The 15,920-nt window shown below is 71.1% G+C and carries 16 protein-coding genes; 9 read left to right on the forward strand and 7 right to left on the reverse strand.

Annotated elements, in window-relative coordinates; translation table 11 throughout:
* The first annotated feature begins 24 nt into the window (after positions 1 to 24).
* On the forward strand, positions 25 to 648 hold the full coding sequence (trhA, locus tag QSK30_RS34605) for a PAQR family membrane homeostasis protein TrhA (protein WP_285509570.1): 624 nt from the start codon (positions 25 to 27) through the stop codon (positions 646 to 648).
* Positions 649 to 675: 27 nt separating this feature from the next.
* Here the strand turns inward: trhA and QSK30_RS34610 are convergent, their stop codons facing one another.
* The 4 genes from QSK30_RS34610 to QSK30_RS34625 all read right to left on the reverse strand — a co-directional run bounded on the left by QSK30_RS34610 (position 676) and on the right by QSK30_RS34625 (position 4,801).
* The gene (locus QSK30_RS34610; protein WP_285509554.1) at positions 676 to 897 is read right to left on the reverse strand and encodes a tyrosine-type recombinase/integrase; all 222 of its coding nucleotides are present in this window, start codon (positions 895 to 897) and stop codon (positions 676 to 678) included.
* Between the two features lie 692 nt (positions 898 to 1,589).
* On the reverse strand, positions 1,590 to 2,123 hold the full coding sequence (locus QSK30_RS34615; RefSeq protein WP_285509555.1) for a GNAT family N-acetyltransferase: 534 nt from the start codon (positions 2,121 to 2,123) through the stop codon (positions 1,590 to 1,592).
* Positions 2,124 to 2,164: 41 nt separating this feature from the next.
* Complete coding sequence (gene abmR / locus QSK30_RS34620) at positions 2,165 to 2,722, reverse strand: ATP-binding transcription factor AbmR (protein ID WP_285509556.1); 558 nt, start codon at positions 2,720 to 2,722, stop codon at positions 2,165 to 2,167.
* Between the two features lie 81 nt (positions 2,723 to 2,803).
* Positions 2,804 to 4,801, reverse strand: coding sequence for a thioredoxin domain-containing protein (locus tag QSK30_RS34625; RefSeq protein WP_285509557.1), 1,998 nt, complete (start codon positions 4,799 to 4,801; stop codon positions 2,804 to 2,806).
* 57 nt (positions 4,802 to 4,858) lie between these two features.
* On the opposite strand from QSK30_RS34625, the gene QSK30_RS34630 reads away from it, so the two are divergent.
* On the forward strand, positions 4,859 to 6,181 hold the full coding sequence (locus QSK30_RS34630) for a 3' terminal RNA ribose 2'-O-methyltransferase Hen1 (RefSeq protein ID WP_285509558.1): 1,323 nt from the start codon (positions 4,859 to 4,861) through the stop codon (positions 6,179 to 6,181).
* Entirely contained in the window at positions 6,181 to 8,682 is a 2,502-nt protein-coding gene (locus QSK30_RS34635) for a polynucleotide kinase-phosphatase (RefSeq protein WP_285509559.1), read from the forward strand. The genes QSK30_RS34630 and QSK30_RS34635 overlap by 1 nt, the downstream gene beginning before the upstream one ends.
* Positions 8,683 to 8,851: 169 nt before the next feature.
* Here QSK30_RS34635 and QSK30_RS34640 read toward each other — a convergent pair whose 3' ends face one another.
* Positions 8,852 to 9,088 (reverse strand): hypothetical protein, encoded by a 237-nt coding sequence (locus QSK30_RS34640; RefSeq protein ID WP_285509571.1) that lies wholly within the window; start codon positions 9,086 to 9,088, stop codon positions 8,852 to 8,854.
* Between the two features lie 23 nt (positions 9,089 to 9,111).
* Positions 9,112 to 9,993, reverse strand: coding sequence for a mycothiol conjugate amidase Mca (gene mca / locus QSK30_RS34645; RefSeq protein ID WP_285509572.1), 882 nt, complete (start codon positions 9,991 to 9,993; stop codon positions 9,112 to 9,114).
* Positions 9,994 to 10,118: 125 nt separating this feature from the next.
* Between mca and QSK30_RS34650 the strand changes: the two genes are divergently transcribed.
* The gene (locus tag QSK30_RS34650; protein WP_285509561.1) at positions 10,119 to 10,559 is read left to right on the forward strand and encodes a DUF4307 domain-containing protein; all 441 of its coding nucleotides are present in this window, start codon (positions 10,119 to 10,121) and stop codon (positions 10,557 to 10,559) included.
* 176 nt (positions 10,560 to 10,735) lie between these two features.
* Complete coding sequence (gene greA / locus QSK30_RS34655; RefSeq protein WP_285509562.1) at positions 10,736 to 11,230, forward strand: transcription elongation factor GreA; 495 nt, start codon at positions 10,736 to 10,738, stop codon at positions 11,228 to 11,230.
* Between the two features lie 777 nt (positions 11,231 to 12,007).
* Here greA and QSK30_RS34660 read toward each other — a convergent pair.
* Complete coding sequence (locus tag QSK30_RS34660) at positions 12,008 to 12,484, reverse strand: Lrp/AsnC family transcriptional regulator (protein ID WP_285509563.1); 477 nt, start codon at positions 12,482 to 12,484, stop codon at positions 12,008 to 12,010.
* Between the two features lie 146 nt (positions 12,485 to 12,630).
* Between QSK30_RS34660 and hppD the strand changes: the two genes are divergently transcribed.
* The 4 genes from hppD (at position 12,631) to QSK30_RS34680 (ending at position 15,759) form a co-directional block, all read left to right on the forward strand.
* Positions 12,631 to 13,833 carry a 4-hydroxyphenylpyruvate dioxygenase gene (gene hppD, locus QSK30_RS34665; protein ID WP_285509564.1) on the forward strand — a complete coding sequence of 401 codons (1,203 nt, stop codon included), beginning with the start codon at positions 12,631 to 12,633 and terminating at the stop codon, positions 13,831 to 13,833.
* A 175-nt stretch (positions 13,834 to 14,008) separates the two neighbouring features.
* Positions 14,009 to 14,272, forward strand: a complete 264-nt coding sequence (locus QSK30_RS34670; RefSeq protein ID WP_285509565.1) for a hypothetical protein — start codon at positions 14,009 to 14,011, stop codon at positions 14,270 to 14,272.
* Positions 14,273 to 14,291: 19 nt separating this feature from the next.
* Positions 14,292 to 14,930: a class I SAM-dependent methyltransferase gene (locus tag QSK30_RS34675; protein WP_285509566.1), complete on the forward strand. Its 639-nt coding sequence runs from the start codon at positions 14,292 to 14,294 to the stop codon at positions 14,928 to 14,930.
* A 40-nt stretch (positions 14,931 to 14,970) separates the two neighbouring features.
* Positions 14,971 to 15,759, forward strand: coding sequence for a nucleotidyltransferase domain-containing protein (locus tag QSK30_RS34680; RefSeq protein ID WP_285509567.1), 789 nt, complete (start codon positions 14,971 to 14,973; stop codon positions 15,757 to 15,759).
* The last annotated feature ends 161 nt before the right edge of the window (positions 15,760 to 15,920 follow it).

Here is a 15,920-nt window from a genome sequence, read left to right on the forward strand (position 1 = left end):
CCGGCCGGTCACTCCAAGCCCCGCATGCGCGGCGTGATCCACCTGTGGTCGTTCTTCATCTCGGTCGCCACCATCGGCACCCTGGTCTCGCTCGCCGCCACTGTGTCGGCCCGCGCGGTCCTGGCGACCTCGGTCTACGGCGTCACGGTGCTCGGCCTGTTCGGCGTGAGCGCGCTCTACCACCGGCGCTGGTGGGTCACCCAGCGCGCGCACACCATGATGAAGCGGCTCGACCACTCGATGATCTTCCTGTTCATCGCGGGCACGTACACGCCGTTCAGCCTGCTGGCGATGGACCAGCCCACCGGCTACATCGTGCTGTCCGTGGTGTGGGGCGGGGCCGTGCTCGGGGTCGCCCTGAAGATGCTCTGGCCGCACGCACCGCGCTGGCTGGGGACGCCGATCTACGTGGCGCTGGGCTGGGTGGCGATCTTCGTGCTGCCGCAGCTGCTCTCGCACGCCGGCGTGGCCGCGCTGGTCCTCCTGCTGACCGGCGGCCTGTTCTACACCGTCGGCGCGGTCTTCTACGCCACGAAGTGGCCCAACCCGTGGCCCGGCACCTTCGGCCACCACGAGTTCTTCCACGCCGCCACCGTGCTCGCCGCCGCCTGCCACTACGTGGCGATCTGGCTGGTCATCTACTCCTAGCTGCGGTTTCAGGGGGCTCACCCCCTCTCAGGCCGCCTCCAGGCCGTCACCAGGAGAGCCGGCCCCGCCCAGGCCGCCGATGAAGGTGTCCACAGCCCTGCGTGTCCGGTCGTGGCTGCTCGACAGGAGATGGGTGTAGACCCGCAGCGTGAAGCCCGGGTCGGTGTGCCCGAGGTACTCGGCAACGGCCTTCACCGACTCCCCCGCGTCGAGCAGGACCGAGGCGAACAGGTGCCGCAGTGCGTGCATCCCGTCGTCACGGGATCCCCGTCCGGGTGCAGCCAGGGCAGGGTGAGCGCCACGGGCGGGAACCGCTCCATGTACTCGTCCAGCTCCCGCAGGATGCCAGAGGCCAGAGGCGCGCTCCTCGTCTTCCGGCGTTTCGGCGGGGCGAAGACAGGCTGGTTCTCAACGAGCCGAACTTGGCGGACCACGTTGACCGACTCGGCCTCCCGGTCGAGGTCGTCGGGCGAGAGCCCGAAGATCTCACCCTGCCGAAGCCCGAACCCTGCCCCACCGCAACAGCGATCTTGAACCGGTCGGGCAACGCGTCCATAACGGCCGACGCCCTCGAAGCGGACCACACCGCCACCCGCTTCTGCTCGACCTGCGGACGGGTGACGCTCCGTGCGTGGCAGGGATTCTCAAGAATGCGCTTGTCGTCGACAGCGGCGTTGAGGATCGACGCCAGGCGCGTGAACAGCAACACCCGGTAGTTGGCCGCCACGGACCTGTCCTGCAACTGACGCAGCCACGCCTGCACGTCACCTGGCTTGATCCCCCCGAGCGACTTCCGCTCGAAGAACGGGAACAGGTGACTTCGACCGCTCCCGCCCGTCCGGGTCGAGGTACCGCACCTTGTAGCGGTCCCCCTTGCCGTAGAGGGCTGTCTTCTCCCGCCCCGCCTTTCCAGTCGCGGGATCCACGACCTTGCGATACTCCTAGGCCTGCTCGAACTCGCGGGCCAGCACGCTCATCAACAGCATGTCGTGCAGCTGACCGTCTCGGCGGAAGACCTCGCGGAGGCGGCCCTCGACGATGAAGCCGACCTTCTCGTACACGCGGACGGCCGCCACGTTGTCCACGACCACGTACAGCTGGATCGCGTGCAGGCGCATGTTGTGGAAGCCCCACCGGCACAGCAGCCGCAGGGCCTCGGTGCCGTAGCCCTTGCCCCGGGCGTCCGCGTCGCCGAAGTAGATGTCGACCTCGGCGCGGCCGGACTCGGGTTCGGCGTCGCGGAGCACCACCACGCCCACGAACCTGCCCTCGTCGAGGGTCTCCACGGCGAAGCGGACCCGCGAGTAGCTGTTCGGCGGGAAGTCCGCCAAGCGCTTGCGCAGCTGCGCCAACGACTCCGGGTAGCCCTCGGTCATCCACCGCATCGCGTCCGGGTCGTTGTGCCAGCGCCACATGGGGTCGGCGTCCTCCGGCTCGATGGGGCGCAGCCGCACGAGCTCACCGGTCAGTGCCACCGGACCACCATGGCGGCAGTCCGGTGGCCCCGCCAACCGATTTACAGGTCCGGTCCCTGCGCGCGCAGGTCGTCGACCTTGCTCATCGCCTCGCGCAACGACCCCAGCCACTCCTCGGCGTGCTTGCCGACCAGGCGGACCGTCCAGGCCAGCGCGTCCGAGCGGGACCGGGCCACGCCCGAGGACACCAGGGTGTCCAAAATCAGCCGTTCCGGCTGGCGCAGCCTGGTCATCACCGGCACCGACAACGTGGTGAACAGTTCCTCGGTGTCGCCCTGCCGCGCGCCCCACGCGACCTTGCGGCCGTAGCGGTGCTCGGCCTGCCGGGCGATCTCGATGCGCTCCTCCCGGGTGTCCTCGCGCCACCGGGCGATCCGGCCGGACTCGGCGGCGGCGCGGGCCGCGTCGTCCGGGTAGTCGCCCTCCAGGGTGGGCAGGGTGCCGACGACCAGGATCTCCTCGCGGTCCACGGTCACCTCCGGCTGCCCGGTGAACCACCCGTCGGGCAGCCTGCCGGAGAACCAGGCCGCCGCGTCGTCCGCGGGCGGGACCTCGGACTGTTGCCAGCCCGGGCCGCCCCTCCACTGCTGCTTCCGCATGTCCGACTCCCTTGATTACATGATTACCTCTTAACTCAAGCTACGCCGGTAACCACGTATCAGGTGTTCGCCCGGAGCGGACTAGAGCGCGGCGACCAGGGCGGCCGCGGTCGTCACCGGTCGGTCGCACACGTACCCGCGGCACACGTACGCCGCTGGGGCGCCGTCCACCAGCGGTCGGTCGGCCAAGAGCGGCGCCGAGTCGGGTGCGCCGCCGAGCACCACCGCCCCGCCGTGCGCGTGTCGCACCGCGGCGGCGAGCAGCTCGTCGCGCTCCCCCGGCTGTCCGACGACCGCGACCTGCACCGGGCCTTGCGCCAACGCCTCGGCGACCGTCAGCCAGTGCCCGGCGAACCGCGGCGCTCGCGCGGCCAAGAGCCCGTTGCGCGTTACCGCCTGTTCGGCAGCCGCGCGGTACTCCCCCGCGCGGTCGGGACCCGCGAGCGCGGAGCCCAACAACAACGCGCCCGCCAACGCCGACGCGCCGGACGGGCTGGCGTTGTCGCCGGGGTCGCCCGGACGCCACACCAAGGCGTCCGCGTCGTCGGCGGTGTCGTGGTAGGCGCCGGGGGCGGCCGGGTCGGCGAAGCGGGCCAGGGCGGTGTCGAGGAGTCCGCACCCGGCGTCCAGCCAGCGGGCGGCGCCGGTGGCCTGGTGCAGGACGAACAGCGCCTCGGCCAGGCACGCGTAGTCCTCCAGCACGCCTGCCGCGCTGCCGACGACACCGCCACGGGACGTTCGCCGCAGCCTCCCGTCGACGACGTGCAGGTCCAGCACGAGGTTGGCGGCCCACTCGGCCGCCGCCACCCACGACGGCTCGCCCAGCGCCACGCCGGCCTCGGCCAGCGCGGCGATCGCCAGGCCGTTCCAGCCGGTCACGACCTTGTCGTCGCGCCCGGGCTGCGGCCGGGCCGCCCGCGCCACCGACAGCCGGGCCTTGACGTCCAGCCACCGGTCGCGGTCGTCCACCTCGGCGACGAACCGCAGCGTGGACGAGCCCTGCTCGAAGGTCCCCGCGTCGGTGACGCCCAGCAGTCGGGCCGCCCACGCGCCGTCGTCGAGGCCGAGGACCTCGACGAGTTGGGCGGGTGTCCACACGTAGGTCAGCCCCTCCTCGCCCTCGGTGTCGGCGTCGAGCGAGGCGGCGAAACCACCCTCGGGGGTCAGCAGGTCGGTGAGCAGGAAGCGCGCGGTCTCCGACGCCACCTCGCGGTAGCGCTCGCCACCGGTGCGCCGCGCCAGGTGGGCGAACAGGCGGAGCAGCAAAGCGTTGTCGTACAACATCTTCTCGAAGTGCGGCACCACCCAGCCCGCGTCCACGCTGTAGCGGGCGAAGCCGCCCGCCAGCTGGTCGTTGAGGCCGCCGTCGGCCATCGCCCGCGCCGTTCCCTCCACAATGGACAAAGCCTCGACCGAACCGGTGCGCTCGTGCTGGCGCAGCAGGAACTCCAGCACCATCGTCGGTGGGAACTTGGGCGCGCCACCGAATCCGCCATTCGTCCGGTCGTACTCGGCGAGCAGCGAGACCGCGGCGCCGTCGAGCACCGCAGCATCCACAAAGGACTCTTGCAGCGGGCCCGTCTGGTCGCGCAGCTCGGCCACGACCCGCGCACCCGCCGCCCGCACCTCCTCGTCCTGCGAACTCCACGCTTCGTGCACCGCGCTGAGCAGCTGACCGAACGACGGCATGCCGGGGCGCGGCTGGGGTGGGTAGTAGGTGCCGCAGTGGAACGGCTCGGCGTCCGGGGTGAGGAAGCAGGTCATCGGCCAGCCGCCCTGGCCGGTCATGGCCTGGGTGGCGGTCATGTACACCGCGTCGACGTCCGGGCGCTCCTCGCGGTCGACCTTGACGTTGACGAACCACTCGTTCATCAGCGCGGCCACCGCCGGGTCCGCGAAGGACTCGTGCGCCATCACGTGGCACCAGTGGCAGGCGGCGTAGCCGACCGAGAGCAGCACCGGCACGTCCCGGCGGCGGGCCTCGTCGAAGGCGTCCCGGCCCCACTCCCACCAGTCGACCGGGTTGTCCTGGTGCTGGAGCAGGTAGGGGCTCGTGGAGCCGCGCAGCCGGTTCGCCATGGCCCCAGCCTGCCAAACGACGTGCGGCGGGGCAGCGCGGTGCGCCACACTTCGCCGGTGCTGCTGACCCTGACGACCACCCTCCGCCCGGCCACCGACCTCGGCTACCTGCTGCACAAGCACCCAGGGAAGGCGCAAGCGTTTTCCACCTCCGCGGGGACGGCGCACGTGTTCTACCCCGCCGCCGCCGAGGACACCTGCACGGCGGCGCTGCTATTAGAGGTGGACCCGACCAAGGTGAACCACGTCGACGACCGCGGGTACACCGCGGGCTCGATGTTCGCCGTCGCGCTCGGCTCGGTGTTCCGCACCGCGATGAACGGCCGCTGCGACAGCCGCCCGGCGCTGGCCGACACCCCGATCCCGCTGACCGCGCACCTGCCCGCCGCACCCTGCCGCGGCGGCGCCGACCTGGCCGAGCGGCTGTTCACGCCGCTGGGCTGGCGGGTGGCCGCGCGGCCGGTCCCGCTCGACCCGGCGTTCCCCGAGTGGGGCGCGGCCCGCTGCGTCGACCTGCGGCTCGACGGTGAGCTGCGGCTGGCCGACGCGCTGCGCCACCTGTACGTGCTGCTGCCGGTGCTCGACGACGCCAAGCACTACTGGGTCGGCGAGGAGGAGGTCGACAAGCTGCTGCGCGCGGCGGGCGACTGGCTGCCGACCCACCCGGAGCGCGACTTGATCAGCAAGCGCTACCTCGCGCACCGGCGCGGGTACGTGCGGTCCGCGCTCGAGCGACTGACCGAATTGGACGGTTCGGCGCCGCCGGACGCCGAGCCGGTGGCGCGCCCGATGGCCGCGACCCGACGGGAAGCCGTCCTCGCCGCGTTGCACGAGGTCGGTGCTCGGCGGGTGCTCGACCTGGGCTGCGGTGGCGGCGCGCTGCTCGCCGAGCTGGCCGCGGACCCGAGGTTCACCGAGGTCCTCGGCACCGACGTGGCGGCGCGGGCGCTGGAGATCGCCGAGCGCGGTCTGGCCCGGCTGCCCGACCGGTTGCGCGAGCGGGTCACGCTGCGGCAGTCCGCGCTCACCTACACCGACCCGGAGCTCGCGGGCTACGACGCGGCGGTGCTGATGGAAGTGGTCGAGCACGTCGACCCGGGCAGGCTGCCCGCGCTGGAGCGCGCGGTGTTCGGCACCGCCCGACCGGCGCACGTGGTCGTGACCACGCCGAACATCGAGTACAACGCGCTGTTCCCGCGCCCGGACGTGTTGCGCCACAAGGACCACCGGTTCGAGTGGACGCGCGCGGAGTTCCAGGCGTGGGGCGACGGCGTCGCCCAGCGGCGCGGCTACACCGTCCGCTACGGACCGATCGGCCCGGTCGACCCCGACCTCGGCGCCCCGACCCAGCTGGCCGTGTTCACCCGAGCGGAGGCGTGATGGACCTGATCATCCCGGACATGTCCCTGGTGGTGCTCGTCGGCGCCTCCGGCTCGGGCAAGTCGACCTTCGCGCGGCGGCACTTCCGCGCCACCCAGGTGCTCTCCAGCGACTTCTTCCGCGGCCTGGTCAGCGACGACGAGAACGACCAGTCCGCCTCGGCCGCCGCGTTCGACGCGCTGCACTACGTCGCGGGCAAACGCTTGCAGGCCGGCCTGGTGACCGTCGTGGACGCCACGAACGTGCAGCGGGCACCGCGCGCGGCGCTGATCAAGCTGGCGCGCGAGCACGACGTGCTGCCGGTCGCGGTGGTGCTCGACGTGCCGGAGTCAGTGTGCGTGCGGCGCAACGCCGCGCGGCCCGACCGGGATTTCGGCGCGCACGTGGTGCACCGGCACGTGGCCGACCTGCGGCGGTCGACCAGCGGGCTGCGCAAGGAGGGCTTCCGGCACGTGCACGTGTTGCGCGGTGAGTCCGAAGTGGACGAAGCGCGGATCGTGGTCCAGCCGCTGCGCAACGACCGACGGTCGGAGACCGGCCCGTTCGACGTGATCGGCGACGTGCACGGCTGCCGCGCCGAGCTTGAGGAACTGTTGCGGGAGCTGGGTTACACGCTGGCCCGGGACGCCGAAGGCCGGGCCGTCGGCGCGGCGCACCCGGCGGGCAGACGGGCGGTGTTCGTCGGCGACCTGGTCGACCGCGGTCCCGACACCCCGGGCGTGCTGCGGCTGGCGATGGGCATGGTCGAGGCGGGCACGGCGCTGGCGGTGTGCGGCAACCACGAGCAGAAGCTGGTGCGGGCGCTGCGCGGCAAGCAGGTCACCGTGCGGCACGGTCTCGCGGAGTCGTTGGCGCAGCTGGGCGAGGAGGAGCCGGAGTTCGTCGAACGCGCCACGAGCTTCTGCGACGACCTGCTGAGCCACTACGTGCTCGACGGCGGCAACCTCGTCGTCGCGCACGCGGGCCTTCCCGCGCAGTACCACGGTCGGGCATCCGGCCGGGTGCGGTCGTTCGCTCTCTACGGCGACACCACCGGCGAGACCGACGAGTACGGCCTCCCGGTGCGCTATCCGTGGGCCAACGACTACCGCGGCCACGCGACTGTCCTCTACGGACACACACCGGTGCCGGACGCGGAGTGGGTCAACTCCACGATGTGCCTGGACACCGGCTGCGTGTTCGGTGGCAAGCTCACGGCACTGCGCTATCCGGAGCGCGAGCTGGTGTCCGTTGCCGCGCACCAGGTCTGGTACGAGCCGGTGCGCCCGCTGGTGCCGGTTGTCGAGGAGCGGGAGCCGGACGCGTTGGCGCTGACCGACGTGGTGGGCCAGCGCGCCATCGAGACCGCGACCGGTCGTGTCTCGGTGAAGGCCGAGCAGGCAGCCGCCGCCCTGGAGGTTATGAGCCGGTTCGCGCTCGACCCGCGCTGGTTGGTGTACCTGCCGCCGACGATGGCACCCGCCGAGACGCACAAGGCAGGGGCGGTCCTGGAGCACCCGCTGGAGGCTTTCGCGGCCTATCCGGGCATGCCGGTGCTGTGCGAGGAGAAGCACATGGGCTCCCGTGCGGTAGTCCTGGTGACGCGTTCGGCCGAGGTGGCCCCGCGCCGCTTCGGCATCGAAGGCGACGGCGCCGTCTATACCCGCACCGGACGGCCGTTCTTCACCGACGACCTGACGACCCAGCTGCTGCACCGCGTGCGCGCGGCCGTCGACTGGGACTCGCTGGCCACCGACTGGGTGCTGCTCGACACCGAGCTGCTTCCCTGGAACGCCAAGGCGTCCGGCCTGATCACCGACCAGTTCGCCGCCCTGGCGGCCGCCGGTGGTTCAGCCCTGCCCGCGAGCGTCGCCGCCTTGACGGCCGCCGCGGCCCGCGGCGTCGAGGTCGAAGAGTTGTTGTCCCGCACGGAGAAGCGGCTCGACAACGTCACCGGCTTCCGCGACGCCTACCGCCGCTACTGCGCCCCGACGTCCGGTTTGGACGGTGTCCGACTGGCCCCGTTCCAGGTCCTGGCGACCGAGGGCGCCACCCACCACACCACCCCGCACGACTGGCACCTCGCGGTCGCCGACCGGCTGGCCGTGGCCGACCCGGACCTGTTCACCCCCACCCGCAACCTCGCCGTCGACACCGGCGACCCGGGCTCGGTGGCCACGGGCGTGGCGTGGTGGGAGGAGCTGACCGCGGCGGGCGGCGAGGGCATGGTGGTCAAACCCGCCGCGAACTTCTTGCTGGGCAAGGGAAAACCCGTTCTCCCGGGCGTGAAGGTGCGCGGCGGCGAGTACCTGCGGCTGATCTACGGCCCGGACTACCCCGACCACCTGGACCGCCTGCGCGACCGCAAGCTCGCGCACAAGCGCTCGCTGGCCCAGCGCGAGTACGCCCTCGGCCTGGAGGCCCTGACCCGACTCACCCAGTCCGAACCGCTCTGGCGCGTGCACGAGTGCGTCTTCGCCGTGCTCGCCCTGGAGTCGGACCCCGTGGACCCGCGCCTGTAGCCCGCCTAGGCGCTGTCCGGTGAGTCTGGTGCGTGGGATTCGTGATCCGCGTGGTTCCTGGCCGCGCGGGCGGGAAGCCGCTCGTACCGGGTTGTACTTGGGTTTTCCGTCCGTGCGGCCAGGGGCCGCGCGGGCGCGGGTAGCGCGTGCCGGACTTGCCGGGCAGCGCCTAGCCCAGCGCGGGCTTGGCGGGCGGCTCCGGCTCGGCGGGCTTGTCGAAGGTCTCCGGCAGCTTCTTGAGGTGCTTGGTCATCGAGCGGACCAGGAAGGCCACCGCGACGAAGAACAGGACCAGGATCAGGAAGCCCAGGGGCGAGGACTTGCCGAAGTCCTCGCCCTGGCCGCCCGGGTCGGCGGGCTTGGGCGGGTTGGTCTGGGTGAGCACCAGCGGCACGGTGGCCGCCAGGTCCGGGGCCTGGAGGGCCGCGATCACAGCGACACCTTCTCGTGGATGCCGCTGAACAGGTCGTCCTCGGGCAGCGTGCTGTCGACCAGCGAGCGCACCAGCTCGTACTCCTCGTACGGCCAGACCGACCGCTGGATGTCCAGCGGCACCGCGAACCAGCGGCTGGTCGGGTCGATCTGGGTGGCGTGCGCGAGCAGCGCGGCGTCGCGGGTCTCGAAGTAGTCGGCGCACTCGACCCGGGTGGTGACCCGGTGGGCGATGTCACCGCGGTCGGCGGGCCAGTTGGCCAGCCACTCCTCGTACGGCGACTCCAGCCCGGCGGCCAGCAGGGCCTCGTGCATGGCGACCAGGCGCGCCCGGGAGAAGCCGTGCGAGTAGTACAGCTTCAGCGGCGTCCACGGCTCGCCCTCGCCCTGGTGCAGGTCGGGGTCGCCCGCGGCGTCGAAGGCGGCCACCGAGACCTCGTGGCAGCGGATGTGGTCGGGGTGCGGGTAGCCGCCGTTCTCGTCGTAGGTGATCACGACGTGCGGCCGGAACTCGCGGATGGCGCGCACCAGCGTCGGCACCGACTCCTCGAGCGGCACCAGCGCGAAGCAGCCCTCGGGCAGCGGCGGCTTGGGGTCGCCCTCGGGCAGGCCGGAGTCGACGAAGCCCAGCCAGCGGTGCTCGATGCCCAGGATCTCGGCCGCCTTGGCCATCTCCCGCCTGCGCACGGCCGGGATGTCGGCGGTGATCTCCGGGCGGTCCATCGCGGGGTTGAGGATGTCGCCCCGCTCACCGCCGGTGCAGGTCACCACCATGACCTCGTGCCCGTCGGCCACGTACTTGGCCATGGTCGCGGCACCCTTGCTCGACTCGTCGTCGGGATGAGCGTGCACCGCCATCAGACGCAGCTTCTCGGACATGGCCTTCCCGGCCCCCTCCTGCAGTGTGGTTCCGCGCACGGCGGATAATCGACCCGGTAGGACGAACGCGCCGCGCGGGCACCATTGTTCCCGCCTGGTGGACAGCTGCCGTCAGGAGGCCCCGGATGACCGTCGCGGGACGCGCGCTGCCGGAGGGCCGCTACGGCGCGCCCAAGGCGCGGCTGTCGCGGCGCACGGGAGTGGTCCTGGTGGTTTGTGGGCTGGTTGCGGGCGGCGTCGTCGCCTACCTGGGGTACACGAACCTGGGCACCGCGCCGATCGAGGCCGAGCGCACCGCCTTCAGTGACGTGCCGGGCAACCGGATGCGGATGAACTTCACCGTCACCAGGCAGACCCCGGACCGCGCGGCCGTGTGCATCGTTCGGGTGCGCGGCGTGGACGGGTTGGAGGGCGGCCGCAAGGAGGTCTACGTCCCGCCCGGCACCTCGCCGGTGAGCCTCACCACGGTGGTCAGCAGCACCACCGAACCGGTCACGGCGGACGTGTTCGGGTGCTCCTACCAGGTGCCCGCATACCTGTCCAGCATGCCGCCGCCAACGGGGTGAACTAGCCCGTCAAGCCCGCGCAAAGCGGACTTTTCGGGCCGAATAGCACGCCTGTTCGTGGTACCCTCGTAGACCTGCACGGCCCCTAGGAGGGCCGTGTTTTTTCCATTCCGGGTGCACCACGAAGCCCGGACTGCCGACCCGTAACCACGGGCCCGGAGTACGACGAGGAGTTGGTGACCGTGAGCGACACCCAGGTGACCTGGTTGACCCAGGAGGCCTACAACCGGCTCAAGCACGAGCTCGACGAGCTGATTGAGAACCGCCCGGTCATCGCGCAGAAGATCAACACCAGCCGCGAGGAGGGTGACCTCAAGGAGAACGGGGGTTACCACGCCGCGCGCGAGGAGCAGGGGCAGCAGGAAGCCCGCATCCGCCACCTGCAGGAGCTGCTGCGCGGGGCGAAGGTCGGCGAGGCACCCGCCAACGACGGCATCGCCGAACCCGGCATGGTGCTGACGGTGCGCTACGACGGCGACGACGAGGAAGAGCAGTTCCTGCTCGCCACCCGCGAGGAAGGTGGCGAGGGCGAGCTGGAGGTGTACTCCCCCGAGTCCCCCCTCGGCCGGGCGCTGCTCGGCGCCAAGGAGGGCGAGACCCGGGAGTACGAGCTGCCCAACGGCAAGACCCAGAAGGTCACGCTCAGGCGAGCCGTGCCGTACAGCGGCTAGGCCAACCCAACGTCCAGAGGCCGCTCCCACGTGCCGGTGGGAGCGGCCTCTGCGCGTTCGGGGATTGGCCCGGAGGGCTCCCCGGCGGGGTTCGCGCATCGAGCGGGGAGGCGCTTCTCCGCCCGGCACCTGCCTGTTGCGGGGTCAGCTCCGTGGTCGTTTGGCGATCGAGGTTCACCCTGCCGAGCGATCTCAATCCGCCCATTCCGGACAGAGTTGTCCACAGGCTTGATCGACATCGGCCCTGGGCCGGCTCCCCGGCGGTAGAATGGGTCGGGGATGGTCCCCTGGGTTGGGTGGGCCTTTGGGGTGTGGGGGGTGTCCGGCGATTCGCCGGGTTGGGTCAGCGTTTGGGGTGTGGGGGTCCAGCCATTCGCCGGGTTGGATGGGCCTGCGAGGTGTCGGGCGATCTGCCGGGCGGGTGAACGTTTGGGACGTGGGGGTGTCGGGCGATTCGCCGGGCTAGGTGGGCTTTCGGGGGGTGTCGGGCGATTCGCCGGGCTAGGTGGGCTTTCGGGGGGTGTCGGGCGATTCGCCGGGCTGGGTGGGCCTGGGGCGTGTCCGGCGGTTCGGGCGTGCGCGTGCCGCCCGGGGCGCTGACTCGCGGCTCAGGGGTGGACGCGCGGAGTGAGGTGTGAGCGCGGATTGGCCGGGGCGCAGCCCGGGCGAGCGGGCTTGCCATTTCCGCTCTGGGCGAGTGGGTCGCAGGTGAGGACGTGAGTCTGCCGTCCGGAGCATGGCCGTGGGCCGGGGCGGCGGACCTGTGGGCTCGCGTCGTCAGCGGACCACGCGTTCCAGCAGGGGTCGTACGCGCGGTGGGACCGGGGTCGACAGGGCGATCGATGTGGACGTCCGGCGGACCCACTCCACGTTCACCACCCGGTCGATCACCTGCTGCAGGTCCGCGTTGTCCCGGGCCACCATGCGCACCAGCAGGTCTCCCTGGCCCGTCGTGGCGTGGACCTCGCAGACCTCGGCGATCGCCCGCAGCCGCTCGGCCACCTCGCTGCGCTTGCCCTGGGCGATCTCCAGCACCGCGAAGGCCGTCAGCCCGTACCCCATGGCCGCCAGGTCCACCGCGGGCGGGAACCCGTTGAGCACCCCGCGGCGCTCCAGGCGGTCCATCCGGGCCTGCACCGTGCCCCTGGCCACGCCCAGCCGCCTGGAGCACTCCAGGACGCCCAGGCGGGGCTCGTCGGTGAGCAGCAGCAACAGCCGGGCGTCGAGGGCGTCGACGTCTGCGTCGGGATCCATAGCCACGTCCTGGTCAGAGTGTCCACTTTGTCGAGCACTTACCGACCCACACTAGTCATCCTGACCAGCGAAAAACGAGTCTCTTGCACAGGATGCCCGGTCGCTCGCATGCTCGTGCCACCGAACTTGAACCGCAGGAGGACGCTATGACGGGGACCCTCGGCCGCAGCGAGCACGGCATCGACGAGGTGAGCTACGACCAGCTCCGCCAGCTCGTCGGTCTGGTCGACTACGACGAGAGCCGGGACCCGTTCCCGGTCAACGCCCTGGACGCGGTCGTCTTCGTCGTCGGCAACGCGACCCAGACCGCGCTGTTCTACCAGGCCGCCTTCGGCATGACCCTGGTCGCCTACTCCGGTCCGGAGACCGGCAACCGCGACCACAAGGCGTTCGTGCTCAAGTCCGGCTCGGGCCGCTTCGTGGTCAAGGGCGGGGTCGACCCGAAGAGCCCCCTGCTCGACCACCACCGCGAGCACGGCGACGGCGTCGTGGACATCGCGCTGGAGGTGCCCGACGTCGACAAGTGCCTGGCGCACGCCCGCAAGGAGGGCGCCATCGTGCTGGAGGAGGCGCACGACGTCTCCGACGAGCACGGCACGGTCCGCTTCGGCGCCATCGCCACCTACGGCAAGACCCGGCACACCCTGGTCGACCGGTCCCGCTACCACGGCCCCTACCTGCCCGGCTACGTCGCCAAGGAGGGCCCGATCACCCGCCCGGCCGACGCGCCGAAGCGGCTGTTCCAGGCCGTCGACCACTGCGTGGGCAACGTCGAGCTGGGCAAGATGGACTACTGGGTCGACTGGTACAACCGCGTCATGGGCTTCGTGAACATGGCGGAGTTCGTCGGCGACGACATCGCCACCGAGTACTCCGCGCTGATGAGCAAGGTCGTCTCCAACGGCAACCACCGGGTCAAGTTCCCGCTCAACGAGCCGGCGATCGCGAAGAAGAAGTCGCAGATCGACGAGTACCTGGAGTTCTACGGCGGCCCCGGCTGCCAGCACATCGCGCTGGCCACCAACGACATCATCGGCACCGTCACCGCCATGCGCGCCAACGGCGTCGAGTTCCTCGACGTGCCGGACTCCTACTACGAGGACCCGGAGCTGCGCGCCCGGATCGGCAACGTCCGGGTGCCGATCGAGGTGCTCAAGGAGCACGCCATCCTGGTCGACCGGGACGAGGACGGCTACCTGCTGCAGATCTTCACCAAGCCGGTCGGCGACCGGCCCACGGTGTTCTTCGAGATGATCGAGCGGCACGGCTCGCTCGGCTTCGGCAAGGGCAACTTCAAGGCCCTGTTCGAGGCCATCGAGCGCGAGCAGGAGCGTCGCGGGAACCTCTGAGGACTGGGGCTCGACCCCGGGGGCATCGGGACGTGGCCCCCACCTGGCAACTGTCAGGTGGGGGCCACACCTGGCAACTGTCAGGTGGGGGCCACACCTCGCCTCTCCTGCGGTAGGTGCGGCGACGGACGGGTACGCTGCGCTCAGGCAGCAGTACTGCGTGGGGAGACCAGCCATGGCCAGGACGCGGAAGGCGGGCGCGGTGTCGCTCGCGGGCGCCGTGGCGGCGGCGCTGGTCCTGGCCGGGGTCGCGGTGTTCACGGTCAGCAACGCGGGCTGCGCGAGCGCGGGCGAGTACGTCCAGCACGGCGACCAGGTCGAGTTCGTCGGCGGTTGCGTGGACCCGACGAAGCTGCCCGCCGCGCCGACCTCCCCGACGCCCGGCGCACCCGGTACCCCCGGCAGCGCGGTCGACCGGTTCCACCAGGTCAGTCCTTGATCATCTAGTCTGGCCCGCCGTGACCGACGAACACTTCCTGACCGTCACCCGAGCCGCGTACGACACCGTCGCCGTCGGCTATGCCGAGCACGTGCCGGACTTCCCCGACGACCCGCTGGACAACGCGCTGATCACCGCGTTCGCCGAGTTGGTCCGGGCCTCCGGCGGCGGCCCGGTCGCCGAGATCGGGTGCGGCACCGGCCGGGTGACCGGCCACCTGGCCCGCGCGGGCCTCGACGTCACCGGCATCGACCTGTCCCCCGGCATGCTGGCCATCGCCCGCCGCGACCACCCCACGATCCAGTTCACCGAGGGCTCGATGCTCGACCTGGACCTCCCGGACGGCACGCTGGCGGGCGTGGTGGCCTGGTACTCGATCATCCACATGCCGCTCGACCAGCTCCCGACAGCGTTCGCCGAGTTCCACCGGGTACTCGCCCCTGGCGGCCACCTCCTGCTCGCCTTCCACATCGGCGACCGGACCAAGTACGCGATCAGCGCCTACGGCCACGAGAACGTCCCGCTGGAAGTCCACCACCTGCCCATCGAACTGGTCTGCGCGGTAGCGGCGGACGCTGGCTTCACCATCGACACCCAGGCGATCCGCGACCCGTTCGCGGGCGTCCTCCAGGGCCGCGTCCTCGCCCGCCGGGGATAAGCGGTCGACACGACCAGCGGGCACCGAACACAGTGACGCCATGGAACGCGGCCTGAACGACGACGGCACGATTGCCCGCGAAGGCGCCCTGGACCGGGTGCCCAAGGCGTTCGCCCCGGTCGTCGCCGCTACCCGCGCCCACATCAGCCAGTCGTTCAGCGATACCCGGCTGCACAGCGCTTACCTCTACGGGAGCATCCCGCGCGGCACCGCCGTCCCCGGCGTCTCCGACCTCGACGTCCAACTCGCCCTGCACGACGAGCCCACCAAAGCCGACCGCGCCACGGCCACGGTGATCGAGACGGCACTGGACCAGGCGTTTCCGGAGATCAGCGGGGCAGGAATCCTGCTGTCCAGCACACGTACCCTGCTCGGCACCGGCACCGAGGACGGCGGTTTCTGGGTTGCTTGCCTGTGCACGCCACTGCTCGGGCCCGACCTGGCCGAGCAGCTGCCCCGGTACCGCCCCACCTCCCGACTGGCCCGCGAGATCAACGGCGACCTCGGCCTCCTGCTCCCGGGATGGCGCACCCGAGCAGCGGCAGCCCACACCAACCTGAAGGCACTGAGCCGAAGCGTCAGCAGGCACCTGGTCCGCACCGGCTTCACACTCGTCATGCCCCGTTGGGGTGGCTGGACAAGCGACTTGGGTGCCTCCGCTGAACTGTTCGGCCGCTATTACCCGGACCGTGCAGGGCAGATGCGTTTGGCGGCAGACATCGGTCGCACGCCGACGACTGATCCGGCAGTGCTGCAAATACTCATAGACGACCTGGCCCCATGGCTCCTCGGCGAATACACGGCGGTACATGGCGCGAAGGATTCTTGAGTCTTGAAATCTCTAGTCTTGAAGTCTTGAACAGCCGACCCCGCTGGTACGCAACGCCCGTTACGTTTGTGCTCGATTGGGTGGACTGCCTTCGTGTGGGGGGAGGCGACCGCTAAACTTGACCTGTGGTGGGGATGCCCTTCTCCCCACGCTTTTTCCCC

It is taken from the genome of Actinokineospora sp. NBRC 105648, from assembly GCF_030269645.1.
Taxonomy (GTDB): domain Bacteria; phylum Actinomycetota; class Actinomycetes; order Mycobacteriales; family Pseudonocardiaceae; genus Actinokineospora.